This window comes from Paenarthrobacter sp. AT5 (genome assembly GCF_032764245.1).
Lineage (GTDB): Bacteria > Actinomycetota > Actinomycetes > Actinomycetales > Micrococcaceae > Arthrobacter > Arthrobacter ureafaciens.
In genome coordinates this window covers 431,550-456,883 of record NZ_CP136441.1, presented here as the reverse complement: position 1 = coordinate 456,883, position 25,334 = coordinate 431,550, and the positions used below count along the sequence as shown (strand labels likewise).

22 protein-coding genes and 1 riboswitch are annotated in these 25,334 nt (G+C 64.3%); of the genes, 10 read left to right on the top strand and 12 right to left on the bottom strand.

The genetic code is table 11. The features are described 5' to 3' along the window. Nucleotides 1-5 precede the first annotated feature (5 nt). Nucleotides 6-1,043 carry a universal stress protein gene (locus RI444_RS02210; protein ID WP_062094812.1) on the bottom strand — a complete coding sequence of 346 codons (1,038 nt, stop codon included), beginning with the start codon at nt 1,041-1,043 and terminating at the stop codon, nt 6-8. A 424-nt stretch (nt 1,044-1,467) separates the two neighbouring features. Here RI444_RS02210 and RI444_RS02205 point away from each other — a divergent pair, with 424 nt between their 5' ends. Next, on the top strand, nt 1,468-2,076 hold the full coding sequence (locus tag RI444_RS02205; RefSeq protein ID WP_021471136.1) for an FAD-dependent monooxygenase: 609 nt from the start codon (nt 1,468-1,470) through the stop codon (nt 2,074-2,076). Between the two features lie 147 nt (nt 2,077-2,223). Here RI444_RS02205 and RI444_RS02200 read toward each other — a convergent pair whose 3' ends face one another. Next, entirely contained in the window at nt 2,224-3,009 is a 786-nt protein-coding gene (locus RI444_RS02200) for an NlpC/P60 family protein (RefSeq protein WP_021471137.1), read from the bottom strand. Between the two features lie 3 nt (nt 3,010-3,012). Continuing rightward, a riboswitch (cyclic di-AMP (ydaO/yuaA leader) is annotated at nt 3,013-3,175 on the bottom strand. A gap of 179 nt (nt 3,176-3,354) precedes the next feature. Continuing rightward, nucleotides 3,355-3,993, bottom strand: coding sequence for a copper resistance protein CopC (locus RI444_RS02195; RefSeq protein ID WP_207605189.1), 639 nt, complete (start codon nt 3,991-3,993; stop codon nt 3,355-3,357). Nucleotides 3,994-4,106: 113 nt separating this feature from the next. On the opposite strand from RI444_RS02195, the gene RI444_RS02190 reads away from it, so the two are divergent. The 5 genes from RI444_RS02190 (at nt 4,107) to RI444_RS02170 (ending at nt 12,503) form a co-directional block, all read left to right on the top strand. Further along, nucleotides 4,107-5,549, top strand: a complete 1,443-nt coding sequence (locus RI444_RS02190; protein WP_021471139.1) for an NCS2 family permease — start codon at nt 4,107-4,109, stop codon at nt 5,547-5,549. 155 nt (nt 5,550-5,704) lie between these two features. Continuing rightward, entirely contained in the window at nt 5,705-6,652 is a 948-nt protein-coding gene (gene hutG, locus RI444_RS02185) for a formimidoylglutamase (protein ID WP_069696085.1), read from the top strand. A gap of 65 nt (nt 6,653-6,717) precedes the next feature. Further along, nucleotides 6,718-7,209 carry a hypothetical protein gene (locus RI444_RS02180; RefSeq protein WP_021471141.1) on the top strand — a complete coding sequence of 164 codons (492 nt, stop codon included), beginning with the start codon at nt 6,718-6,720 and terminating at the stop codon, nt 7,207-7,209. A 67-nt stretch (nt 7,210-7,276) separates the two neighbouring features. After that, entirely contained in the window at nt 7,277-12,178 is a 4,902-nt protein-coding gene (locus tag RI444_RS02175) for an NAD-glutamate dehydrogenase (protein WP_207605190.1), read from the top strand. 103 nt (nt 12,179-12,281) lie between these two features. Further along, nucleotides 12,282-12,503 (top strand): hypothetical protein, encoded by a 222-nt coding sequence (locus RI444_RS02170; RefSeq protein WP_021471143.1) that lies wholly within the window; start codon nt 12,282-12,284, stop codon nt 12,501-12,503. Between the two features lie 187 nt (nt 12,504-12,690). Here the strand turns inward: RI444_RS02170 and RI444_RS02165 are convergent, their stop codons facing one another. The 3 genes from RI444_RS02165 to RI444_RS02155 form a co-directional block, all read right to left on the bottom strand. Then, entirely contained in the window at nt 12,691-12,939 is a 249-nt protein-coding gene (locus tag RI444_RS02165; protein ID WP_021471144.1) for a hypothetical protein, read from the bottom strand. A gap of 188 nt (nt 12,940-13,127) precedes the next feature. Then, the gene (hutH, locus tag RI444_RS02160; protein WP_207605191.1) at nt 13,128-14,720 is read right to left on the bottom strand and encodes a histidine ammonia-lyase; all 1,593 of its coding nucleotides are present in this window, start codon (nt 14,718-14,720) and stop codon (nt 13,128-13,130) included. Next, nucleotides 14,721-16,442: a urocanate hydratase gene (locus tag RI444_RS02155; RefSeq protein WP_207605192.1), complete on the bottom strand. Its 1,722-nt coding sequence runs from the start codon at nt 16,440-16,442 to the stop codon at nt 14,721-14,723. A gap of 229 nt (nt 16,443-16,671) precedes the next feature. On the opposite strand from RI444_RS02155, the gene RI444_RS02150 reads away from it, so the two are divergent. Beyond that, on the top strand, nt 16,672-17,103 hold the full coding sequence (locus RI444_RS02150; RefSeq protein WP_021471147.1) for an SRPBCC family protein: 432 nt from the start codon (nt 16,672-16,674) through the stop codon (nt 17,101-17,103). A 10-nt stretch (nt 17,104-17,113) separates the two neighbouring features. On the opposite strand, the gene RI444_RS02145 is transcribed toward RI444_RS02150, so the two are convergent. Further along, complete coding sequence (locus RI444_RS02145; protein ID WP_062094797.1) at nt 17,114-17,914, bottom strand: IclR family transcriptional regulator; 801 nt, start codon at nt 17,912-17,914, stop codon at nt 17,114-17,116. A gap of 265 nt (nt 17,915-18,179) precedes the next feature. Here RI444_RS02145 and RI444_RS02140 point away from each other — a divergent pair, with 265 nt between their 5' ends. After that, nucleotides 18,180-19,619, top strand: coding sequence for an amino acid permease (locus RI444_RS02140; protein WP_207605193.1), 1,440 nt, complete (start codon nt 18,180-18,182; stop codon nt 19,617-19,619). A 104-nt stretch (nt 19,620-19,723) separates the two neighbouring features. On the opposite strand, the gene RI444_RS02135 is transcribed toward RI444_RS02140, so the two are convergent. Both RI444_RS02135 and RI444_RS02130 read right to left on the bottom strand, forming a co-directional pair. Then, on the bottom strand, nt 19,724-20,473 hold the full coding sequence (locus RI444_RS02135; protein ID WP_021471150.1) for a 3-hydroxybutyrate dehydrogenase: 750 nt from the start codon (nt 20,471-20,473) through the stop codon (nt 19,724-19,726). A gap of 4 nt (nt 20,474-20,477) precedes the next feature. Beyond that, the gene (locus RI444_RS02130; RefSeq protein WP_207605194.1) at nt 20,478-21,860 is read right to left on the bottom strand and encodes an MFS transporter; all 1,383 of its coding nucleotides are present in this window, start codon (nt 21,858-21,860) and stop codon (nt 20,478-20,480) included. Between the two features lie 145 nt (nt 21,861-22,005). Between RI444_RS02130 and RI444_RS02125 the strand changes: the two genes are divergently transcribed. After that, on the top strand, nt 22,006-22,923 hold the full coding sequence (locus RI444_RS02125; RefSeq protein WP_021471152.1) for a LysR family transcriptional regulator: 918 nt from the start codon (nt 22,006-22,008) through the stop codon (nt 22,921-22,923). A gap of 49 nt (nt 22,924-22,972) precedes the next feature. On the opposite strand, the gene RI444_RS02120 is transcribed toward RI444_RS02125, so the two are convergent. Continuing rightward, nucleotides 22,973-23,815, bottom strand: a complete 843-nt coding sequence (locus RI444_RS02120; RefSeq protein WP_242703158.1) for a spermidine synthase — start codon at nt 23,813-23,815, stop codon at nt 22,973-22,975. A 205-nt stretch (nt 23,816-24,020) separates the two neighbouring features. Between RI444_RS02120 and RI444_RS02115 the strand changes: the two genes are divergently transcribed. Then, on the top strand, nt 24,021-24,194 hold the full coding sequence (locus RI444_RS02115) for a hypothetical protein (protein ID WP_164888680.1): 174 nt from the start codon (nt 24,021-24,023) through the stop codon (nt 24,192-24,194). A 4-nt stretch (nt 24,195-24,198) separates the two neighbouring features. Here the strand turns inward: RI444_RS02115 and RI444_RS02110 are convergent, their stop codons facing one another. Next, a complete protein-coding gene (locus tag RI444_RS02110) occupies nt 24,199-24,870 on the bottom strand; it encodes an O-methyltransferase (RefSeq protein WP_062094793.1) in 672 nt (223 codons plus the stop codon). A gap of 39 nt (nt 24,871-24,909) precedes the next feature. Further along, nucleotides 24,910-25,242 carry an MTH1187 family thiamine-binding protein gene (locus RI444_RS02105; RefSeq protein WP_021471156.1) on the bottom strand — a complete coding sequence of 111 codons (333 nt, stop codon included), beginning with the start codon at nt 25,240-25,242 and terminating at the stop codon, nt 24,910-24,912. Nucleotides 25,243-25,334: the final 92 nt, after the last annotated feature.

The following is a 25,334-nucleotide window of genomic DNA, read 5'->3' as shown; positions in this document are numbered from 1 at the left end:
AGGTCCTAGTCGTTGCCCAGCATGGGGCCGAACTTGGGCCTGTCCGCAAGCCTGGAGTCTTCGCGATCCGGGACCACCATGACCGGTCCCTTGGCGTGGTGCAGCACGCCGTCCGAGGTTGAACCGAGGAGCATTCCGGCGAACCCGCCGCGTCCACGGGTGCCCAGGACCACCAGTTCAACTCCCCTGCTGGCCTCCACCAGGACGTCCACGGGAGAGCCGTCTGTCAGCTGGGTTTCCACCGTGAGATGCGGGAAATGGCTGCGGAGCCAGGCAACGCCGGCATCCAGTTGGACCTTGATATCCGCGAACAGGGCATCCCTGTCCAAGGGGGCCGGCACCCAGGCCAGCGAGCCGCTGTACTGAGGCACAGCGCAGACTACCCGAAGCTTCGCGCCCATGCGTTCTGCCTGTTCAGCAGCCTCCAGGACCGCCACTCGCGCCTGTTCGGAGCCGTCAACACCAACTACAACAATGTTCTCCACAGTGCGGGGACCGGCCTTCGCGTGTTCGGCCTTGATGTGCTTGTCCTCGGTGCTCTGGCCCAGGCGGTCGGCGCAATACAACGGCACCGTCACTGTGGGGCACTTCGCATGGGCCGGCAGCGCGCTGCTGACGGAGCCCAGCAGACGGCCGACGAATCCACCGCGTCCGCGGCTGCCCGAAACCAAGAGGGCGGCTTCCGCGGAGAGATCCAGCAGGACACCGGCGGCATCCCCGTTCTCCACCGAGGCGTCAACGTCGATGTTGTAGCCGGAAACCTTCTCCATGGCCTGTTTGGCGATGGCTTCGGCGCCTTCCCGGATCATCGAGTCGTCCACCGTTGCGTATCCGCCGTCCAACCCTGAGGCGGCGAAGATCGGCACTGAATAAGCGGTCACGATGTGCAAGGGAAGTTGCCGGCGTTCGGCTTCACGCGCTGCCCACACCAAAGCGCATTGTCCGTGTTCGGAGCCGTCCACTCCAACCACGATGCCGCCCGGTGCTACTGCTTCCGCGTCACCGCCGCGGGGATGTTCAACGTGACTACCGTGCTGGTCCATTTGGGGCCCGCCTCTCCACCTGCTGCTTGATGTTCCGGCCATTCTGCCAGAGGTTCAACGTAGGGGTGTTACACCTCACGTTGTGCGCTAATGTCCGTGAACGAGGAAGCCACGGGACTTCCTCGTCCAATGCCAACTATTCTCGTTTGCTTATAGCGAATCAAGGCGGCTTTTCCGCTATCTGCATAACGGTCCGGGCTCGGTTTCAAGGCCCTCCCGGGACGCCCCGGGAAGAAGTAATAACACGCTGTCAGGAAGGCTACCCAACGCCCCAAAAGTTCTGTAGTGTTCGAGTCACCGAATGGCCGGTGAGAGTGTTCCAGAACACATACCGGCCATTTATTTGCGACCGTTTGGGGGAACCGGAAGCGTCCAATCCTGCCTTTGGGCACGTACGTCAAGGAGGAACCACGCAGTGTCACTCATGCCTGATTCCGCCACGGAGCGAACCACCACCGTGGTGATCGGAGCCGGACTCTCAGGCCTCGCCGTGGCCAGCGAACTCAGCCGCTACGGCGTGGGCTCGATCGTGGTGGACGGCTTCGGCCCACTCGCACAGACGGGTCCTTCCGTGCATACCGGCATGCTGCAACGCTGCGAGGTAGCCGATCCCGCTTCCATGCTGGAACGGAACCAGATCCTCCGCCACCTGCGGAACTACGCGGCCAGTCACCACCTGGATGTACGCAACACCACCAAGGCGGTCCGGCTGGACCTGCTCACGGCTGCAGAAACTCCCCTCGCATCCCCTCGTCAATGGGCCGTCCACACGGCGCACGGCATTCTCCTTGCCGACCACGTTGTAGTGACGCGTTGCGCGCAGAGCCAGCTACGCAAGATGCTGGCCGAGCTGGGGATTGCCGTTGGTCAGAACCTTGTGGCCGCCATGCGCGCGGTGGGCATGCATCTGGTGGGAGTGGGAGAACTCATCACGCCAACCCCCAAGGAAGTCCTCCGCCAGGCCAAGGCGGTGGGGCAGGCCATCTCTTCGAAGGTGGCACTTCCAGCAGCGCCCGGCCTCGCGATCGCCTAAGCCCGGCAACCCCCACAGCGGCACCAAGGCAGCCCGGAAACAGGGCTCTTGGAGCAGGGGCCTTAGACCAAAAGCCTTAAACCAAAAAACCGGCACCCCGGGAGGAGAAAACCTCCGGGGTGCCGGCCTTTTTGTGAAGCGTGAAGCTTATGCGCCGGCGCGGACGTACGTGAGCGGGCCGGTTGCGGTCAGCCAGCTGATCGGGTGGATGCCGGTCTGGTTACCGTTGATGCCACCGGAGATGGCCTGGCCATTGCCGATGTAGATGGCAACGTGGCCGGACTGGACGATCATGTCACCGGGCTGGGGATCACTGACAACCTTGCCGTAGTTCATGAATTGCATGGGTGCAAGGTCGCCCACCGGGATACCTGCGGAGCCGAGGGCCTTTTCGACCATGGCGGTGCAGTCCTGCATGACACCGATCTGGGCGTAAGCCGAGGCAACCATTGCTGCGTTGACGCCGCCAACAGCGGGTGCCGGGGCAGGTGCTGCGGGAGCAGCAGCGGCAGGTGCGGAAGCAGCAACCGTGGCGGTAGCGGCGGGAGCAGCAGCCTTGGCTGCGGCCTTCTTGGGAGCCTCAACAACCGGAGCCGGCTTCTCGATGACCGGTGCTGCCACGGAAGCAACAGCGGGACGCTCGAAGTTGACGGTGGCCGTTGCTGCGGCAGTGACAACCTTGTTGGGGGTTTCGGCAACGGTTTCAGCAACCGTGGCGGGGCTGGAGTCCCGCTGGACCGGAGCCTGTGCCGGAGTTTCGGCAGCGTGCGCAGCAATGGAACCGGTCAGGACAAGACCCGAAGCTGCAGCGATGACGGCTGCCTGGCGGCCAGCGCCTGAAGCGTTGCTGGCAACTGCCTTGGAGATGGAGATGAACGGATTGGGGCGTACGCTGTCCGCCTTACGACGGCCGCGAAGAATGCGTGAAGACATGAAAGAGCCTCTCCCGATGCCTGCGAGGTTAGCTGTCGGATTCGGATGGGAGTCACCCGGCCACTATCCACCGCTGTTCAGCGGAAGCTTCGTGGCTTCACCCCAAGGCGCGCTCATTGGCGGCCTAAAATGGGTTCCCCGTCTCTGCCGTAGGTATGTCTGCGAACGGATTCCGACCTGCGGCAGAGCTAGGCAATCAGGCCGGAAGTGCGCCGAATGCGGATCGGGCACAGGTACTACCGTACGCGATGATCACGGCAAAGTCACATTTAAGTAACGAGAAGTGGGCGTCGAGCGTGTCGCAGTAACCGTTTCGAGATTTTCGCAGGTATGTAGAAAACCCCGTCATTCCGCGGATTTATCGCCCTCGGCATCATTGGAGGCAGCCAATTTCCGACGGGCTGTAACGGCCAGGAAAATAACGAGCGCAACAGCTAATGCAGCAAACGCCACGATGCTCCACGGGAACGGCTGGGAGGCGTCCGGAGCCGGTTCGCTGACGGGGGTTCCGGGGGCCGCAGTTCCTGCGCTCGGAACAGTGCCCGAACCTGCCTGGCCCGACGCGGACAGCGAGGCTCCCGCGGTGGCCCCCTCCGACGTCGTGCTTCCTGCTGTTGCCGTGAACGTAAAGGTGCCCTCGATGGGGTGCGAATCGGAGCTGACGACGCGCCAAACCACCGTGTACTGGCCCGCCGGAGCGCCGGGGCGCAGTTTTTGGACCGCCTGGTTGTCGATGATTTGCACGGCGCCGTCCGCCCAGTTCTCCCCGCCCGCGGTCACCGACATGCCCGAACCAATAGCCAGCGGCCGGTTATTGAACGTGACGGAGACCGATGCCGGAACTTCCGCAACCGTGGCTCCGCTGGCCGGACTCGTGGATTCTGCGGCGTCGTGCGCCGATGCCGGGGCGGCGCCGAAAAGCAGCGCCGAGGCGAAGGCGAGGGCAGCAACGACGGCGGCCAGGAGCGGGCGGATGGTGCGCATGGGGCGGTTTCTCCTAATGTTGGCTTCCTTACAGACTAGGCGAATCGTCAGGCCTCCCCGCACGGGCGGGCATAGGATTTGAGAGCACACTCACACGATCCCCGGAGACATCCATGCTTAAACAGGGTTCTGCAATCGACCGCTACTTCAAGATCTCCGAACGTGGATCCACGTATTCGCGGGAAATCCGTGGCGGCTTCGCGACCTTCTTTGCCATGAGCTACATCGTGGTCCTGAACCCCCTCATACTGTCGGGGGCTGACTCGAGCGGGGCATCGCTGGGCTTCACGGCCGTCGCCGCCACCACGGCCTTCGTGGCAGGCATCCTGACCATCCTCATGGGTGCTTGGGCCAAGCATCCCTTTGCCGTAGCCACAGGCCTGGGCGTCAACGCGTTCGTGGCCGTCACCGTCGCCTCGCACCCGGGCCTGACATGGCCGGACATGATGGGCCTGGTGGTCCTCTCCGGCCTGACCATGCTGATCCTTGTCCTCACCGGGTTCCGGACCGCGGTCTTCAAGGCCGTCCCCGAGGCGCTCAAGACCGCGATCGTGGTGGGCATCGGTCTCTTCATTGCGCTGATCGGCCTGGTCAACGCCGGCTTCGTGCGCCGCATCCCCGACGCCGCCGGAACCACCGTTCCGCTGGGCCTGGGCGTGGACGGCAAACTCCTGGGCTGGCCGACGCTGGTGTTCGCGGTCGGCCTGGTCCTCACCATCGCGCTGGTGGTGCGCAAGGTACGCGGTGCCATCCTGATCGGCATCATCGTCTCCACCGCGCTGGCTGCGATCCTTGAATTCACCCTGCATATCGGCCCGAGCAACGACGGCACCACCATCAACCCCCGTGGCTGGTCGCTCGTGGCGCCCAAAGTGTCCGAGTGGGGCGCTCCGGACCTTTCCCTGATCGGCAAGGCCAACCCCTTTGGCGCCTTCGAACACCTTGGCTTCATCGGTGCCGCCCTGCTGGCCTTCGTGATCCTGCTCAGCATCTTCTTCGACGCCATGGGCACCATGGTGGGCCTGGCCAATGAGGCCGGAACCGTGGATGAGCACGGCAACATCCCCAATGTGGACCGCGTTCTCCAGGTTGATGCGCTCGGCGCGATTGTGGGTGGCGGAGCTTCGGTGTCCTCCAACCAGATCTTCGTCGAATCCGGCGCCGGCATTGGCGAAGGCGCCCGGACCGGCCTGGCCTCGATCGTCACCGGTGTCCTGTTCCTGGTGGCCATGTTCTTTACGCCGTTGATCAACCTGGTTCCCTTCGAAGCCGTTGCGCCCGCCCTTGTTGTGGTGGGCTTCATGATGGTTTCGCAGGTGGGCAAGATCGACTGGCAGGACTGGGGCGTCGGCATCCCGGCGTTCCTGACCATCGCCCTCATGCCGTTCACCTACTCGATCGCCAACGGCCTCGGCGCAGGCTTCATCTCCTACGTCCTGATCCGCACGTTCCAGGGCCGCGCCCGCGAGGTACACCCCTTGATGTGGGCTGTGGCTGCGGCATTCCTGCTGTTCTTCGGCATCGGCACCGTGGAGGAACTGCTCGGGGTGAAGTAACTCCTCGCCGAGATGGCATTTGATGACAATGTTCGGCGCAAACATTGTCATCAAATGCCATCTCGCGGCGTCTCCGGGGACCATGATCCGGAATTTCAGACAGTCCGGACCCGGAACTGCTGGCATTGGCAGTCCGGGTCCGGTGTGCTTAAACCATGGAAACCAGCGCCCCCGCCGTAGACGTCACCCCCACCGCGTGGACCGGCCGCTTCGACGGCGACGGCCCCGAGCACCGCCGGTGGTGGCAAGCTGTGGCTCCCCACGCTGCCGGGACCGCCGCTGCCGGCGTGCGCTCCGCCGTCGTACTGGGCTTCTGCAGCGACGCAGGGGTTCGCCGCAACAAGGGGCGGGTGGGTGCTGCCGCGGCTCCGGCCGCGATCCGTGCGGCGCTTGGTCCGCTGGCGTTCCACCTGGACCGGGAGGTGTTCGACGCCGGTGACGTGGTGGTGGAGGGCGACCAGCTGGAGGACGGCCAGGCACGCGCCGGACGTGCCATCTCCGGACTGCTCGACGCCGGCAACCTCACCGTTGTGCTTGGCGGGGGCCACGAAACCGCGTTCGCCAGCTACCTGGGGGTGGCCGGCTCCGAAGTCCTGCGCGGCAAACGGCTGGGTGTGCTGAACCTTGACGCCCACTTTGACCTGCGCGACGAGCCCGTCCCGAGCTCGGGAACGCCGTTCCTCCAGATGGCCCAGGAGGAAGCCGCCGCTGGCCGGGAACTGCAGTACGCCGTCGTCGGTATTTCCGAACCCAACAACACGCGGACCCTGTTCGACACAGCGGAGCGGCTGGGCGTGAAGTATCTATTGGACGAGGGGTGCGCGCCGGAGGTCGTGGAGACGTTCGTGGCCGATTTCCTGGCAGGCATCGACGTCCTTTACTTGACGATCGACCTTGATGTGATGCCCGCAGCGGTGGCGCCCGGCGTCAGCGCTCCGGCCGCGTACGGAGTGCCGCTGCCGGTGATCAGCGCCGTCTGCAAGCAAGTGGCCGCCAGCGGGAAGCTTGTGCATCTTGATGTGGCGGAATTGAATCCTGAGTTCGACATTGACGGGCGTACCGCCAAGGTGGCTGCTCGGTTGGTGAACACGCTGCTGGCCTAACTGTGTTTGGCTAACCCTTTTGCTGGGCACATCATCCCCATAGCCTTGTGGAGGGAAGGATGGCGATGAGCACGACTCCTGTGGATGTTCCGCGAAAGGGCACTGTCCGGAATAAGTGGTCCTGGGTGGCCGGACCGGTGGCCGTTGCCCTGGGTCTGGGCGCCCACGTTGTTTCCGGTGGAAGCGCCCCGGCCATCCCCATCCTGCTGGGATTCGTGGCTTTGTCTGCCTTGGCGGCCCAGCTGATCACACACTGGATCCACGGACCCATCTTGCTGCTGCTCATCTCCGGGGCGGCGCAGCAAGTGCTGTTCTTCGGCTTCGATGCCTTGGGTGGTTCCTTTCCCGGCCTCGGTTCCCTGGACCACCTGCACGGCACGGGGCAGATCCCCGCGGACCTCCCTGCCGCAGTGTCCGGTGGCGGCGCCGTCCACGGGGCGGACCTGATGCTCTACACCCACGCCGCCGCGGCCATTCTCACGTTGCTGATTGGCGCAGGCGTGGCGAAGCTGGGTCACAGGCCCGTACGTCGTCCCGCAACTCGAGATGGCATTTAATGGCAATGTCCGGCCCAAACATTGCCATTAAGTGTCATCTCGCGGGGTTTAGGGCGATCATGAAAGCATGGCACCCGGGAATGAGCCGGCCGATGGGTTCCTGACCGACTACTACGAACACGTATCGGACGACGACGTCCGCAATTACACTCCGGAGACACTCCTTGAGCGGGCCCGCTACCATCGGACACTGGCCGAGCGCCGCGAGCCCGGGCAGGCCCTGGTAGGCATCCTCCACGAGACCGATTCCAGCGTGGTGGCGATCGTCGCGGACGACCTGCCGTACCTTCTCCCCTCCGTCACGGCCGAGATTGCCCGGGACACCTCGTCCATCCGGCTCCTGGTCCATCCGGTGTTCCGCGTCGAACGGGACCCTGCAACGCACCGGCTCACCCGAATCCGCAGCGGTCCGCACCGCACGGGATTGCCCACCGGGGTGGCGCCTTCCCCGGCAACGCACGACGACGGCGACCGCACCGAAGCGTGGATGGCGCTGGACATCCCGCGCTTGGCGGACGAGGACGGCACCGAACTCCTGATTGCCCGGATACATGCCGTGTTGAAGGATGTGCAGGCCGCCGCGGAAGATGCCGACGCCATGCACGCAGGTTTGGAGCGGACACTCGCGGAACTGGAAGCAGGCACTGGCTCGGGCGAAGATGCAGTGAAGGATTCCCGTGAAGCACAGCAGCTGCTGCGGTGGTTGGACGCGGGAAACTTCGTCTTCCTGGGCTACCGGGCCGGCGGCTCCGGCGGGTCCGGCGGATCGACCGGGCAGAGCGGCGGCCTGGGGATCCTGCGCGAGCCCGGAGACCCCAACAGTCCCACCACGGTGCAGGGCCCACTCCTAACGCTCACCAAGTCCACCAAACGTTCCACGGTCCTCCGTCATGCCTACCTCGACGAAGTAACGGTAAGGACGCCCGCCGCCCGGGAACACACCTTCGTGGGTTTGTTCTCGCCCAACTCCTCGGCCCACCCGGTGCTGGAGATCCCTGTCATCCGGGACACCGTGTCCGAGGCGTTGCGGACTTTGGGCTACCCGGCCTCATCGCATCACGGCAAGGAACTCCTGGCCGTGATGGACGCCTACCCACGGGACGAGCTGTTCCACATAGAGGCATCGCAGTTGGCCCTGCACGCCCGGGAGATTCTCCGCTTGCAGGAGCTGCACAGCACCCGGCTGTTCTTTCGTCCCGATTCGTTCGGCCGGTTCATGACTGCTTTGGTGTTCCTACCGCGCCGTCGTTACAACACAGCCGTTCGCCTGAACATCGAACGGGAACTGCGTGAAGCGTTCGGCTCGGATGACATCGAGTTCGAGTTGCGCTTGGGCGAATCCGCAATGGCCAGGGTCTTCTTCCGGATCCTGCTCCCGGCGGCGCCGTCAGGATCCAGCCAGCACAGAGCAGACGCCGGCACACCCCCACCTGGCGCCGGCCCGCACGAGGCGCCATCCGCCGTCGTCGATTCCGCCGCGCTGGAGCAGCGCATCATTGCCGCCACGCGTTCCTGGGCCCAAGGTCTGGACGAGGCGCTTCAGGCCGCCTACCCGCGGGAGGAGGCCGGCCGGCTTTCCGGGCTGTGGGCCGCTGCTTTTCCAGCCAGCTACAAAGCGGACTATGAAGTGGAGGACGCGGTAGCGGACATCGCGCGGTTTGAGAGTTTCCTTCCCGGCGAGGATGAACAGGACCCCATCTTGTCCGTGTACACCCGTCCGGGCACCGCAGTCCTGGCTGAGGACGCCCGCGTGCGCCTTTACCTGATTCGGCCCAAGAGCCTCACCCAGATCCTCCCGTTGTTCCACAATCTGGGTCTCCAAGTGCTGGACCAACGGCCGTTCGATGTCCAGCGGGCCGATGGAAGGCAGTTCTTCCTCTACGACCTGGGCTTGAAGTACCCGCGGGGCGTGGATCCCGTCGCAACGGGTCATTTGCTCGCCGTGGCGTTCCAGGCGGCGATGCGCGGGGACTCGGAGTCGGACGCCTTTGATGCGTTGGTCATTCGGGAGGGCCTGGGTTGGCGGCATGTTGCCGTGCTGCGGGCCTATGCCAAGTATTTGCGGCAATTGGGCAGTGCCAATTCGTACAGCTTCATGGCGGAGACCCTCCGGACCAACCCGGCGGCAACCCGCGCGCTGTTGGAACTGTTCGAAGCCAAATTCAACCCGGACCTGATCGCGGCTGACCTGTTCGAACCGGACCCGGGTGCGCACACGGGCGACGGGGATGTGTTTGAAGAGGGCAGCAGTGAACTGAGCCACCGGACACAGGCCGTCCACGCAGCGCGGGCCAGGCTCGCCGAAGCCATCGACGCCGTCCCCGTCCTTGATGCGGACAGGCTGTTGCGTTCCCTGGCCAGCCTGGTGGAGGCCACCCTGCGGACCAACTTCTACCTGGACAGGCCCTGCCTCAGTTTCAAGATCAGCCCCGCCGGTATCCCTGCTGCGCCGGCACCGCGGCCGAAGTTTGAGATCTGGGTGTACTCGCCACGCGTCGAGGGCGTTCACTTGCGCTTTGGAGCGATCGCGCGGGGAGGTTTGCGCTGGTCGGACCGGCGGGAGGATTTCCGCACGGAAGTCCTGGGACTGGTGAAGGCACAGACCGTGAAGAACGCGGTGATCGTCCCTACCGGCGCCAAAGGCGGGTTCTTCCCCAAACGGCTCCCGGACCCGGCAGAAGACCGGGCCGCGTGGCTCGCCGAGGGCCAGGAAAGCTACCGCACTTTCATCCGTGGCCTGCTGGACGTGACGGACAACCTGGTGCCGGACCCCGACGGCGGACCGGCCGGCCGCGTCGTGCCGCCGCCCCGGGTGGTGAGGCACGACGGCGACGACTACTACCTTGTGGTTGCCGCGGACAAGGGGACGGCTGCCTTCTCCGACCTCGCCAACGCCATAGCAGCGGAGTACGGCTTCTGGTTGGGTGATGCCTTCGCGTCGGGCGGATCGGTGGGCTACGACCACAAACAGATGGGCATCACCGCCCGGGGCGCCTGGGAATCGGTACGCCACCACTTCAGCGAGCTGATGATCGACTCCCGCGCAGAAGACTTCACCGTGGTGGGGATCGGGGACATGAGCGGTGACGTCTTCGGCAACGGCATGCTCCTGTCCAACCACATCAAGCTGGTGGCAGCGTTCGACCACCGGCACATCTTCCTGGACCCCAACCCTGACCCGCTTGCTTCCTACGCGGAACGGGAGAGGCTCTTCACACTGCCCCGCTCGTCCTGGGCGGACTACGATGCCAGCAAACTGAGCCCCGGCGGTGGCGTGTTCGCCCGCTCGGAAAAGTCCATCCGGATCAGCGAACAAGTGCGCGTTGCCTTGGGCCTGCAGGAAAACACGACGGCGATGACCCCGCCGGAGCTTCTGCGCGCCGTACTAACGGCACCGGTGGACCTCGTGTACAACGGCGGGATCGGAACCTACGTGAAGGCTTCCACGGAAACCAACGCGGACGTGGGAGACAAGTCCAACGACGCTATCCGCGTGGATGCCACGCAGCTCCGCACGCACATCATCGCCGAGGGCGGGAACCTTGGCGTGACCCAGCGCGGCAGGATCGAAGCTGCCCTGGCCGGGATCCTCGTGAACACGGATGCGATCGACAATTCCGCCGGGGTTGAATGCTCGGACCACGAGGTGAACATCAAGATCTTCCTTGACCGCATGATCTCCGCCGGAAGGATGCCCGCGGCCGAACGCACGGCGTTCCTGCAGGACCTCCAAACCGAAGTAGGGCGGCTCGTCCTGAAAACCAACGACCACCAGAACACCCTCCTGGTCAACGACAAACAGCTGGCCCTGGAGTGGAGCCCCAGCTTCGAACGGACCATGGACTGGCTGGAATCGGTGACGGACATGGACCGGAAACTGGAATCCCTGCCGTCCAACGAAGAGCTGCGCGCCCGGGTCCTTACGGGCAAGGGCCTGACCACCCCGGAACTGGCAGTGCTGGCGGCCTACGCCAAGATCGAGCTCGCCCGGGAGCTGACCGACGGTGGACTGGCCGATGATCCGTGGTTCTCGCAAACCCTCCATTCCTACTTCCCCAAGCAGCTCTCCGAAAGGTTCGGCGAGCACCTTGCCACCCATCCCCTCCGCCGGGAAATCGTGGCCACGGTGGTAGCCAACGACATGATCAACATGGGCGGGATTTCCTTCGCCTTCAGGGCCATGGAGGAAACCACCGTGTCCGCTGCGGCAGTGGCCCGTGGATTCGTCGTCATGCGCCGGATCTGGGATTTTGATGCGGTGACAGAGGCAATAGCGGCAATTCCAGCGAACATCCCCACTGAGCATGGAGCGGCGGTCGCTTTGGACATGCGACGCCTGCTGGACCGTTCAGTGCGTTGGTACGTCACCCACGACTTCCGCGACAAGCCCGTAGCCGATGCGTTTGCCCGACTGGAAAGCCCCATGGCATTGATGCGGTCAAACTTCACGCGCTTCCTGCATGGATTCAACTTGAGCTTTTCGCTGGACCTTCTTGCCCACTCGGACGCCGTGGGGCTGCCTCATCAGCTGGGGCTCCGTGCCTCCGAGTTGCTGGTCAGCTACGGGCTGCTGGACATCGCGGCGATTGCCGAAGAGCTTCAGGAACCCGCAGAGGCTGTGGCCGAGGTGTACTTTGCCGTGTTCGAGCGGATCTCGGCCATCCGTCTGCTGCAGCACATCACCCGGCTCCCCCGTGACACCCACTGGGAATCCCTTGCGCGTGCTGCCCTGCGGGACGACATGTACCTCGTGCTGGCGGACATGACCCGGGCGGTTGTCCGCCACACACCCCGTTCCCCGGCTGCTGCCCATGACCCCGTGGAGCGGATCATGGACTGGGAGCGCGGAAACATCGAACAACTGACGCGGATCCAGGAGACCATCCAAGAGGCGATCAAGCCCGGACCCATGGATATCGCAGCCCTGTCAGTGGCCGTTAAACTGCTCCGGGCAATGGTCCGGAGATGAGACACGGATCACATGGTTGCCAGTCATCTTACAAATAATTGGCTTGAAGGTTTTATGATTGTCGGGTCGCCCTCGCATGCGACAAGTAAGAGGAGGCCCCCAAATGACCACTGCTACGACAGTAGAACGCGAGATTCGCCTGTCCTTTTCGAAGGCAGACGAAATCCACGACGGACTTGACCGTGCCGTGGATGCCCTCATTGAGAGCGCCGCTGCAGACGCCAACTGCGGCATCCTGGTGACCCGGCACGAGCCCGGCACCTACACCGTGGCCCTGGACGAATCCGTTCCCTTCGGTCAGACCCACGAAGTCCTCGCTGCCTGAGCCGCTCTTCAGCAGCTCGCAGCGAAACACAACCGGGGCCTGTCCCTTCCGCACTACTACCCGCGGAAGGGACAGGCCCCGGTTTGTCGGTTAAGCGGCACCCATCCAGGTCGCATTACCGCGCGTTTTGAGCGTTCAAAACGCGCGGTAATGCGACCTAGTTGGGTGCTTGGGTGAAGGAGGGTGCTTATGCGCGGCGGAGGATCACGCCGTCGGACTTCATGAAGAGTTCCTTGCCCTCTTCGGTGACGCCGGGTCCCGAATGCTCGAGCCACAACACGTTGCCGCTCAGGGAGACTTCTTCCACCAGACCGGCTGCGATCACGTGGGCGTACTTGATGACTTCCACCCGCTCCCCGACCTTCAGCTGCCTCCAGTCGGCAACCGTTGCCGCGTGTGCGCTTCTTCTGGAAAGTACTGCTCCCCGTGCCTTCATTGAACTTCTACCCCTTTGTGGATGTTCTCTGTTAGTTATTCACTTGACCGTCAAGCCCGGGACACCGTTGTCGCCGGACGTGACGTACACCATAAGTATTACTACATTTGCCACGCCCCGGACGTTGCGTTGCGAACAATTTCCGAGGCGTGACAAATTTGCCGCTCAAATGAGCGTTTTATTCGACGTCAGGCCAAAACCCCGACGGCGGATTCGGCGGCCGCGCGGACCGCAGCGGAGCCAACCAGGCGGTCAGCCGCTTCCAGTTCGGGCGACAGGAACCGGTCCGTGCCCGGCCCCTGCACCACTTCCCGAAGCACCCCGATCACGGCCGTACCCGCCGGACCCGGGGTGAGTTCGCCGTCGGAAAGCTGCGTCCGGATGTCCAGGGCGCGTGCGCTGGTGACCAGTTCGACGGCGAGCACCCGCCGGAGGTTCTCCACGGCCTTGCGCAGCTTCCGCGCCGCGTGCCAGCCCATGGAGACGTGATCCTCCTGCATGGCGGAGCTCGGTATGGAGTCCACCGACGCCGGAACAGCGAGCCGCTTGTTGTCGGAAACAAGGCCGGCCTGCGTGTACTGGGCAATCATCAGGCCCGAATCCACGCCCGGATCCGCGGCAAGGAATGCCGGGAGGCCGTGGGAACGGGCCGGATCCAGCATGCGGTCCGTGCGTCGCTCGGCAATGGAGCTGAGGTCAGCAACAGCGATGGCAAGGAAGTCCAGCACGTAGGCCACGGGTGCGCCGTGGAAGTTGCCGTTGGACGTTACACGGCCGTCGGGAAGGACCACCGGGTTGTCGATGGCTGCGGCGAGTTCGCGGGAAGCCACCAAGGCGGCATGGTCCACGGTGTCGCGGACTGCTCCGGCAACCTGCGGTGCGCAACGGAGCGAGTAGGCGTCCTGAACCTTGGTGTCGTTGATCCGGTGGGAAGCCACGATCGGTGAGTTGGACAGCACCCGGAGCATGTTGTCCGCGCTGGCAGCCTGGCCCGGGTGGGGACGCAGGGCTGCGTGCAGCTCGGGAAGGAATACCTGGTCAGTGCCAAGGAGGGCCTCCACGCTGAGGGCTGCGGTGACATCGGCCGTCGCCAGCAGGACGCGGAGATCGGCGATGGCCATGAGCAGCATTCCCAGCATGCCCTCGGTGCCGTTGACGAGGGCCAGGCCCTCCTTCTCAGCGAGCGTGACCGGCTCGATGCCGTGCTGCGCGAGCAGCTCAGCAACAGGTGCCTTGCCCTCGGCGCCGTACAGTTCGCCGTCGGGCCCTGTTGCTTCGCCCTCACCCATGAGAACCAGCGCACAGTGGGACAGCGGTGCGAGGTCGCCGGAGCAGCCCAACGAACCGAACTCGCGGACCACCGGGGTGATGCCTGCATTGAGGACATCCACCATGGTCTGCAGAACCACGGGACGGACACCCGTCCGGCCGGACGCGAGGGTCTTGGCGCGGAGGAACATGATGCCGCGGATGACTTCCCGCTCCACCGCGGGTCCCATGCCGGCAGCGTGGCTGCGGATCAGCGACTTCTGCAACTGCGTGCGGAGGTCGTTGGGGATGTGGCGGTTGGCCAGCGCGCCGAAGCCCGTGGAGATGCCATAGGCGGGGACGTCGCTGGTGGCGAGCCCGTCAATGTGGGCACGGACCTTGGCGACGGTGTCCAGGGCTTCCTGGGACACGGTCACCTTGGCGCCGTGGCGTGCGACGGCGACGACGTCTTCCGGGGTTACCCCGCTGGAGCCGAGGGTCACCGTGAGTTGTTCGTTCGAGGTTATAGTCATTTACTTACCTTCATTCATGGGGATGCGGACGCCGCGTTCCTTGGCTACCTCAATGGCGCGTTCGTAGCCTGCGTCGGCGTGGCGGATGACGCCCATGCCGGGGTCGTTGGTCAGGAGTGCGGTCAGCTTTGCCGCAGCAAGTTCGGTGCCGTCGGCCACGGAGACCTGGCCGGTGTGGATGGAGCGACCGATTCCCACGCCGCCGCCGTGGTGGATGGATACCCAGGTGGCGCCCGAGGACGCCGCGGTGAGTGCGTTCAGGAGCGGCCAGTCGGCGATCGCGTCCGAGCCGTCCCTCATGGCCTCGGTCTCGCGGTACGGAGACGCGACGGAACCGGAGTCCAGGTGGTCGCGGCCGATCACGATCGGGGCCTTGACCTTGCCTTCGGCCACGAGCTTGTTGAAGAGCAGGCCGGCCTTATGGCGCTCGCCATAGCCAAGCCAGCAGATGCGGGCCGGGAGGCCTTCGAACTCCACGCGCTCGGCGGCGGCGTTGATCCACTTGTGCAGGTGCTTGTTCTCGGGGAACAGTTCCTTGATGGCCTCGTCAGTGACGCGGATGTCTTCCGGGTCTCCGGAGAGCGCCACCCAGCGGAACGGGCCAAGGCCTTCGCAGAACAGCGGCCGGATGTAGGCCGGGACGAATCCGGGGAACTCGAAGGCCCGGCTGTAGCCACCCTTACGGGCTTCGTCGCGGATGGAGTTGCCGTAGTCGAAGACCTCGGCCCCGGCGTCCTGGAATTCCACCATGGCCTGTACGTGGCGGGCCATGGAGGCCTGGGCCTTCTTGGTGAAGCCCTCCGGGTCGGCTGCAGCCTCGGTGTGCCACTCTTCCACCGTGATGCCCTCGGGCAGGTAGGACAGCGGATCGTGGGCGGAGGTCTGGTCAGTGACGATGTCGATCGTCAGTTCGCCTGCCTTGTGGCGGCGGAGCAGTTCCGGGAACACCTCGGCGGCGTTGCCCACATAGCCCACGGACCAGCCGCGGCGTTCTTCCTTGGCCTTGAGCACCTTGGCGATGGCGGTCTCCAGGTCGGTTTCCACCTCGTCGAGGTAGCGCTTGCCGGCGCGGCGGCGCAGGCGGGTCTCGTCGACGTCGATGATCAGGCACGCGCCGTCGTTCAGCGTGACGGCGAGCGGCTGGGCGCCGCCCATGCCACCACAACCGCCGGTCAGGGTCAGCGTTCCGGCCAGCGGCCCCTCGGACTCGGCCCCCGCGGCCACGCGGCCCTCTTCAGCGAGCTTGCGTCCGACGGCGGCAAAGGTCTCGTAGGTGCCCTGCAGGATGCCCTGGGTGCCGATGTAGATCCATGAACCGGCAGTCATCTGCCCGTACATGGTCAGGCCCTCGGCCTCGAGCCGGCGGAACTCCGGCCACGTTGCCCAGTCCCCCACCAGGTTGGAGTTGGCCAGCAGCACGCGCGGCGCCCATTCGTTGGTGCGGAACACGCCCACCGGCTTGCCGGACTGGACCAGAAGGGTCTCGTCCTTCTCCATGGTTTCCAGGGTCCGGGTGATGGCGTCGAAGGCATCCCAGGAACGGACGGCCCGGCCGGTGCCGCCGTAAACCACCAGATCGTCAGGGCGCTCGGCGACCTCGGGGTCGAGGTTGTTCATCAGCATGCGCAGCGGTGCTTCGGTCTGCCAGGACTTGGCGGTGAGCTCCGTGCCGCGGGCGGCTTTGACCGGGCGGGCTCCTGTTGTGAAATCGGCGGGTGCCATGGTGGCTCCTTCTCTCGGTGGAACTTTGTGATTGAAAGATCTTCTGTATCCAGTAGAGCCCCTCCGTTCCGCTCGTGGAACGGCTTTTGGATGGGTGCTGTCCGGTATTACAGACCCAACTAGCTCGCATTAGTGGTTGTTTTGAGGGCTCAGAACAACCACTAATGCGAGCCAGTTGGGTTGTGCGGGGGATCTCGAATTCAGGGGTGAAGAAGAGCATGCTGAACGCATGGGAACTTACAAGGTTTCGACCTTCATCGCAGCGCCGCCGGAGCAGGTCTTTGCCACCTGGACGGATGCGGACCGCTTCAAGGAGTGGATCGGAGGGGTTACCCGCGTGACAGACCGTGTTGGTTCAGTTGATGAGCCCGGCAGCCGGTACACGGTGTGGTTCGGGCGGATGGCAAGCCCCACAGAGGTCCTTGCCGTCGAGCGCCCCAAACACCTGCGGACGCGCTTCGGAAACGCGATCCTCAAGGGCGAATCGGATGTGACATTCCTGCCGGAAGGTGCGGGCACACGGCTGAACCAGGAGTTCGTGACCCGGGGATTCATCGCGGGAATCTTTGGGCGGCTGTTTTCCCTGGGCTCGTACCGCGGGAGCTTCCGCGGCGAACTGGAGGCGTTCCGGGAGATCGTGGAACGCGAAGCACGGAGCTAGCCAGCTCAGCTCAACCGGCCGGACGGCCGTGGATGCGGACGGACAACTCGTCGGCCGCCTTGCGGATGCGGGCAGCGAGTACCGGCCATTGCTCCGCCGGCACTTTGTCCTCCAGGAACGTCACGGCGACTGCCGCAGTCGGCCATCCCAAATGGTCCGTAACAGCAGCCGCGATGGACCCGAAACCCGGTGTCACTTCGCCGTTTTCGGTGGCATATCCGCGCTGCCTGACCTGGTCCAAGTGCGAGGACAGGGCCGAGTACTTCATGATGGGAAATTCCACTTCGTGCCGCGAAGTGAAGGCGGCAGCGTTCGGGTACAGGGCACGAACCTGCGATTTCGGCAGCGCAGCCAGGATGGCCCGCCCGCTGGCGGTGAGGTGGCTGGGTAACCGGACCCCGACGTCGGTCACCAGGCTGGGGCGGTTCTTGGCGCGTTCCTCAACGATGTACAGCACGTCGCGGCCGTGGAGGACGGCAAGGTGGGCACTCTCGCCAATGGCGTCAACAAGGGAGGCCAACATGGGCCGTCCGAGCCGGGACAAGGGCTCTTGCCGGGAGTAGGCCGAGCTGAGCTCGAAGGCGCTGATCCCCAGCCCGTAGCGCTGTTCTTCGTGGAGGTGCAGCACGAACCCGTTGGCCTCCATGACGCCCAACAGGTGGTACACGCTGGAACGCGGCAGGCCGAGAGCGGTGGCTATGTTCGACGCCGCCATGGGTCCGCGGCGGGAAGCCAGCAGTTTGAGGATGCGCAAGGTGTTCTCTGCGGCCGGGACCTTGGATTTGCCGGTTGCCAGTGGCGTGGATGTCATGTTGCCTCATTGCTCGGGTGTTCTTTGGGGTTCCTTCAGGAGGCGAAAGTTCCTGCTTGTCCGGTATCCCGTACTTAAGGATGCTCCCCTTCCGAACATCGTGGCCAGCAGTGGGGGCCGGGATACGTCCGGGATACCAGACTATGTGCGGATTCACCCAAGTGTCTGCGATCGAAGACAGCAAACCGCCGTGAATCCGATCACAAGCGGGCCAAAAGTGATCTGCTGGATAGCGATCCCCTCCCAAAGACGAGAAGGTTTTACCATGCAACAAACCAAGCTGGCTGTGGAGACCCCTGCCCTCCAAGCTGCAGGTTCGGCACTCAGCCGTGGCCTCAACGTCCGCCATATCCGCTTCATGGCACTCGGATCAGCCATCGGCACCGGGCTCTTCTACGGTTCGGCCTCGGCCATCCAAAAAGCCGGACCCGCCGTCCTCCTCGCCTACATCATCGGCGGTGCCGCGGTGTTCATGGTGATGCGGGCCCTGGGCGAAATGGCCGTCCGGCACCCGGTCTCCGGCTCCTTCGGCCAGTACGCCAGCCGGTACCTCGGACCGTTCGCGGGCTTCGTGACGGGATGGACATACGTCTTCGAGATGGCCATCGTTGCCATCGCCGACGTCACGGCCTTCAGCATCTATATGGGCTTCTGGTTCCCGCAGGTGGATAGATGGATCTGGATCCTGGCGATCATTCTCTTCCTCGGTGCCCTGAACCTGTTGAGCGTGAAGGTCTTCGGCGAGCTCGAGTTCTGGTTCTCGCTCATCAAGGTTGTGGCGATTATCGCCATGATCGTTGGCGGCGCAGCCATCATCGCCTTCGGCTTCCAGTCAGGGAACGACGGCGGAGGCGTGGCACCGGGGTTGGGGAACCTGGTGGAGCACGGCGGTTTGTTCCCGAACGGTTTCGAGGGCCTCCTGGCCGCGTTCGCCGTCGTGATGTTTGCCTTCGGCGGGATCGAAACGATCGGCATTACCGCGGGCGAGGCCGCAGACCCCAAGAAGGTCATCCCGAAGGCAGTGAACACCGTTCCCGTCCGCGTGCTGCTCTTCTACGTCCTCACCCTCGGAGTGCTGATGAGCATCTTCCCGTGGAACGAGATCGGCAGCAGCGGCAGCCCCTTCGTCCAGATCTTCGACGGACTTGGCATTCCGGCCGCACCCCATATCCTCAACGCCGTGGTGATCACGGCAGCATTGTCCGCTATCAACAGCGACATCTTCGGAGCCGGACGCATCCTCTTCGGCCTGGCCCAGCAGGGCCACGCGCCCAAGAGCTTCGGCAAGATTTCCCGGCATGGCGTTCCTTGGATGACCGTGGTGATGATGGGTGGCATCCTGCTGGTGGGCGTCGTCCTGAACGCCATGATTCCCGAGGACGTGTTCGTGGTAATCGCTTCCATCGCCACGTTCGCCACGGTGTGGGTGTGGGTCATGATCCTGGCATCACACGTGGCCATGAAGCGTGAGATCAAGCGGAAGGACCTGCCGGCGTCGGAATTCGGTTCCCCGTTGTGGCCGGTCGCCTCGATCCTGACCATCGCTTTCATGGCCATGGTGATCGTGATCCTTGGTGTCTTCGAGGACACCCGCGTTGCCCTCTACGTAGGCGCCACCTGGCTGGGCCTCCTGTTCGTGGCCTACAAGCTGTGGGTCCGCGGTGGTGGCCTCCGCCGGGCCGAGTTGGTCGACGAGGCTGTGTGATCCCATCTTCCCCGCGCCGAGGTGACAGTTAATGCCAATGTTCGACGCGAACATTGGCATTAACTGTCACCTCGCGGGGAGTGAAGGGCGGGGGTGCGGGTGCGTTACCTCGCTGACCAGCCGCCATCCATGGTGTAGCTCGCGCCGGTGACCATTCCGGCGTCGTCGGAGGCCAGCCAGGCCGCCAGCGACGCCACCTCGGAAGGCTCCACCAACCGTTTCACCGCGGACTCCGTCAGCATCACCTTGGCGAGCACCTCGGCTTCAGGGATGCCGTGGAGCCTCGCCTGGTCGGCGATCTGCCGCTCCACGAGGGGCGTGCGGACGTAGCCGGGGTTGATGCAGTTGGACGTCACCCCGCGCTCCCCGCCCTCCAGGGCAGTGACCTTGCTGAGCCCTTCGAGCCCGTGCTTGGCCGAAACGTAGGCGCTCTTGTACGCCGAGGCCCGCAGCCCGTGGACCGAGGAGATGTTGATGATCCGCCCGAAACCGTTGGCATACATGTGCGGCAGGGCTGCGCGGATCAGCAGGAACGGCGCTTCCAGCATCAGGGCCACAATTCGCCGGAACTCTGCGGGGTCGAACTCCTCGATGGGCGCAACCTTCTGGATCCCGGCGTTATTGACCAGGATGTCGCAGTCGATGCTGAGCGCGGCGAGCGCGTCGGTGTCGAGCAGGTCGATTTCCCACGCGGTACCGCCCAGCTCGTCGGCGAGTTTCCCTGCCCCGGAGGCGTCGACGTCGGCCACTACTACTTTGGCCCCGCGGGCGGCGAGTGCCCGCGCACAGGCGGCCCCGATTCCGCTCGCGCCCCCGGTCACCAGAGCTTTGCGGCCATTCAAGGTGTTGTCCATCAGATCAGCCCTTCGAAGTAGCGGTGGCCAGTCCGTGGCGCTCAGCGTCCGCTGCGTCCACGTCCTGAAGTGCGATGCCCTTGGTTTCCTTCAAGGACACGACGGCGACGGCGGTGATGGCGCAGGCGACCACCAGGTAGATGGCGGTGGGCAGCCAGGAGCCGGTGTCCTTGAGCCACTGGGTTGCCAGCAGCGGCGCCAGCGAGCCGGCGAAGATGGACGTCACCTGCGAGCCGAGGGAAACACCGGAGTACCGCATGCGGGTGGGGAAGAGTTCGGACATAATGGCCGGCTGCCCCGCGTACATGAAGGCGTGCAGGCAGAGCCCGATTGTCACGGCGAGCACGATGATCACGGCGTTCTTGGTGTCGAACATGGGGAAGGCGAAAAACGGCCATACAGCTCCGGTGATGGCACCCACGAGGTACACGGGCTTGCGTCCCCACGAGTCCACCAGGCGGCCGACCTGCGGGATGACCAGGAAGTGGATGACATGGGCGATCAGCAGGGCCAGCAGCAACGATGAAGTGTCGTACTTGTGGACGCTCTTGAGGTAGACGATCGCGAAGCTCACCACGAGGTAGTACATGATGTTCTCGGCAAAACGCAGTCCCATGGCCTGCAGGATGCCCTTCGGGTACTTGCGGATGACTTCACCGACGCCGTAGCTGATGGCCTTGGATTCCTCCACCTGCGCCTTGGCTTCGAGGAAGATGGGTGCCTCGCTGACGTGGGTGCGGATGTAGTAGCCAACGAACACGATCACGGCGGAGAGCCAGAACGCTACGCGCCAACCCCAGCCCAGGAACGCCTCGCTGCTAAGGGTGGTGGACATGATGAAGAGGACCAGCGTTGCCAGGAGGTTGCCAACGGGGACTGCGGCTTGCGGCCATGAGGACCAGAAGGCGCGTGAGTTGTTGGGGCTGTGTTCGGCGACGAGCAGTACGGCGCCACCCCATTCGCCGCCCAGCGCGAAGCCCTGGATGAAGCGCAGCGCCACCAGCATGGCGGGGGCCCAGTAGCCGATGTCCATGAAGCCGGGGAGGCAGCCCATGAGGAACGTGGAGACGCCGACGATCACGATTGTCAGCTGCAGCGTGGGCTTGCGGCCGAGTTTGTCGCCGATTTGCCCAAAGATAATCCCGCCCAGGGGCCGGGCCACGAAGCCGACGGCGTAGGTGATGAAGGCCTGGATGATGCCGTCAAGCTCGTTGCCGGTGCTGGGGAAGAAGTACTTGCCGAAAACCAGGGTGGCCGCTGTGGCGTACAGGAAGAACTCGTACCATTCCACCACCGTGCCCACCATGGACGCGGCCACGATCTTCTTCAGCCCGGATCCTTTGCCGTTGTTCCCGGCCGTTGATGTGGAGCGTTGCTCTACGCTCATATCCATCTCCTCAGTGTCCTCTTTGACAGTGCCCTATCTTGGTTCGCGCTGTGATCCACAACACGAAATGCTCCACTGAGTATTGCTGCACATTCGGCGCGCCTCAATAACCAAAGAGGCACTTACTATGTGCAAAATTGCAGATATGAATCCAAATCCGGATGATCTGCTCATCCTCCTGGCCGTCTCGCGTTCAGGAAAGTTCACGACGGCGGCACAGGCCTTGGGGCTCAACCACACCACGGTCTCGCGCAGGATAGCGGCGCTGGAAAAGGCGCTCGGCGGCCGTGTCCTTGCCCGGGCTGCCGGCGGCTGGGAGGTCACGGAACTCGGAGCCGAGGCCGTCCATGTGGCCGAGCGGATCGAATCCGCCGTCAGTGCGCTGGGACCCGACGACCGCGCACCCGACCCCATTGCCGGCGTCGTACGCATGACCGCAACCGACGGCTTCAGCGCCTACATCGCGGCACCGGCAGTGGCGCGGCTGCGCGAGGAACACCCCGGGCTGAGCGTGGAGATCGTTACGGTGACCCGGCGGGCTCTGCAGCAGCGATCCGGCCTGGACATCGAAGTGGTGGTTGGAACGCCGCAGGTGCACCGGGCGGAAGCGACCAGGCTTGGCGATTACCGCTTGGGGATGTACGCGTCGCGGGCGTACCTGGCCAGCCATGGAACACCCGCCAGCGTCGAAGAGCTGACCCAGCACCAGCTGGTGTATTTCGTGGACTCAATGCTGCAAGTGGATGACCTCGACGCTCCCCGCAGGCTGGTCCCGGCAATGCGTGACGGCCTGAGTTCCACCAACGTGTTCGTCCACGTGGAAGCCACCCGGGCGGGGGCAGGGATCGGCTTCCTGCCGTGCTTCATGGCCGATCGCCACGCCGACCTGGTCCGACTGCTGCCAGAAGACTTTGCCGAGCTGCTCCCCTACTGGATGGTCCTGCGGCCGGACTCCATGCGCCGCCCTGCGGTAGCCGCCGTCGTACACGCTCTCAAGGCCGAGACAGCAAACCGGCGCGAAGAGCTGCTGGGCCGCCCTACCGGCCGCCGAGATGACAGTTAATGGCAATAATTCGAGGAAACATTGCCATTAATTGCCATCTCGCGGGGAGTCAGGGGGTGGGCTCGGGGGTGGGGTCGTGCCGAACGGGGGTCCCGGCCGCGAAGGCGCGGACTTGGGCGTCATTCCAAATGTGCGCGGGGACTGCTCCGCCCAGGAGCCTGCGGGCCAGTGTGGGATCGTCGCCGAAAGGGACGTGGCTGCCTGCCATGATCATGTTCCCGTAGCGCCGGCCCTTGAGCATGGGCGGGTCGGCGATGATCAGCGTGTGCTCGAAGGTATCCGCAATCGCGGCTGCGTCGGCCCGGGCGTTCTTGAGGTCCGGCGCATCTCCGGAATTCACCACATACAGCCCGTCAGGGGCCAGCACCGCGTCAGCGTGGGCGTTGAATTCCCGCGTGGTGAGGGCCCGGGGCGTGAAGGCCCCGGCGAACACATCGCGGATGATGAGGTCCCGCGTGTCAGGGGTGAGCGATTCCGTTACCTGCCGGGCCTCGCCCACGCGGATCCGCAGGAGCGGCGCCTTGGGGAGATCGAACCAGCCCCGCACATACTCAGCCAGTTTTCCGTCGAGCTCCACCACCACTTGCCGGGCTTCAGGGTAGGCCGCGTTGAAGTAGCGCGCCATGGAGCACGCTCCGCCGCCCAGGTGCAGGGCACGCAACTTGGGCCTGGATTCACGGGGCCAGCGGGACTCCACCAGCGCCGCAATCCAGCGCATGTACTCGAAGTCCAGGAACAGGGGGTCAGCGAGGTCTATGTGCGAACTCAGCACCCCGTTGATTTTCAGGAGCCAGCCGTTTGAATTGTCAGGATCCGGCAGCAGTTCACAGTCCCCGGTATCGATGTAATAGACGCCGGCTACCGGGCCGTCAGGCCGGGTGCTCTCAGGCACTTCGATGACTGCCGCCGTCGAACGCCCGAAGCGGGCCGACTTCGGCTCCTTTCCGGATCTGCCGGATTTATTTCCCCTGGCCACTAGTTCCGCACCGCCTCAGTCATGCTTCAAGACTAGTAGCTGACATCGCCCGACAGCTGAACACTGCAACGATTGCTAAGGCTGCTTACCATTTAAGCGGGATCGGTCATAAGATCACTTCATGGAAGTGGAAGCGACGATGTGGGCAGAAGTGTTCTCCGTGGTCGTCGCGTGGTTGACGGTAGTGGGCTTGCTGATAGCCCGAGTGCCCAAACCACCAAGCCTCCTGGAGGACGCGCCGGTCGACGTCGAACCGGGCGAAGAGTCCGCGCGCATTCCGCGCGCTGACGCGTAAGCCCTCAAAGGATCCTTGCCATGGCAAAGCCGTCCCAGCCCTTGGTGCCCACTGTTTGGATGGCGGTAGCGTCAAGCCGGGGATCCTGACCGAGCTTCTCCAGTACCGCCACAATCCCCGGGGCGTTCACCACGTCGCGCTGGGGATCAAGGATGGCACCATCCCAGATGACGTTGTCGATCACAATTACTGTGCCCGGATGGCCCAGGCGAATGGCCCAATCGAGGTAGTTGGAATCGTTCTCCTTGTCCGCGTCAATGAACACGAAGTCGAACGACTCCTCGGAGACCAGCGTCGGAAGCGTATCCAGGGCCGGCCCCACCCGGATATCCACCTTGTGGCCCAGTCCCGCGGCGTCGAGGTTGGTCCGCGCAACGTCGGCATGCTTCTGAAGGTATTCGCACGTCACCAACCGCCCGTCGTCGGGAAGTCCCTGCGCCATCCACATGCTGCTGAAACCGGCCAGCGTACCGATCTCCAGAACCCGCCGCGCACCGGAAAGCTGCACCAGCATCTTGAGCAGCTTCCCGGCATTCGGCGCCACCTCGATGGCCGGCATGCCGGCTTCGGTTGCCGACTTCAGGGCGCGCTGATGAGCCGGGCCGGGATGTACGACGACGTCGGTCAGGTACCGCTCCACGTCTTCCCATCCGTGCTCGGTTACGTGTTCAATCATTGCCCCAGTCTGGCACCCGGGGCACAGGGACGGAAGGTGCTACTCCGCGTTGGAAATAGCCTGTTCCAAGCGCTCCACCTTGCCGGTCAGTTCACCCTCGTAGCCGGGGCGGATGTCAGCCTTGATGACCAGGGAGACCCGGCTGCCGAAGCGGCCCACTGCCTCCGTGGCGCGTTTGACCACGTCGAAGACCTCGTCCCACTCACCCTCGATGGTGGTGAACATGGAATCGGTCTGGTTGGGCAATCCGGATTCACGGACGATCTTGACGGCGGCCGCGACGGCGTCGTGGACCGATGCGTCTGCCGAGGGCTCACCGGCAGGGGCGGATGCGGGTTGGCCCGAAGGCGCGACTGAGAATGCAAGCAACATAAAACCAGTGTTTCATGTGCCGGTTTGTCATATTAACGGCCTACTCCCGCGTAACCACTGGGGATCAGTGCCGCGTTGCTAGTCTGGGCAGC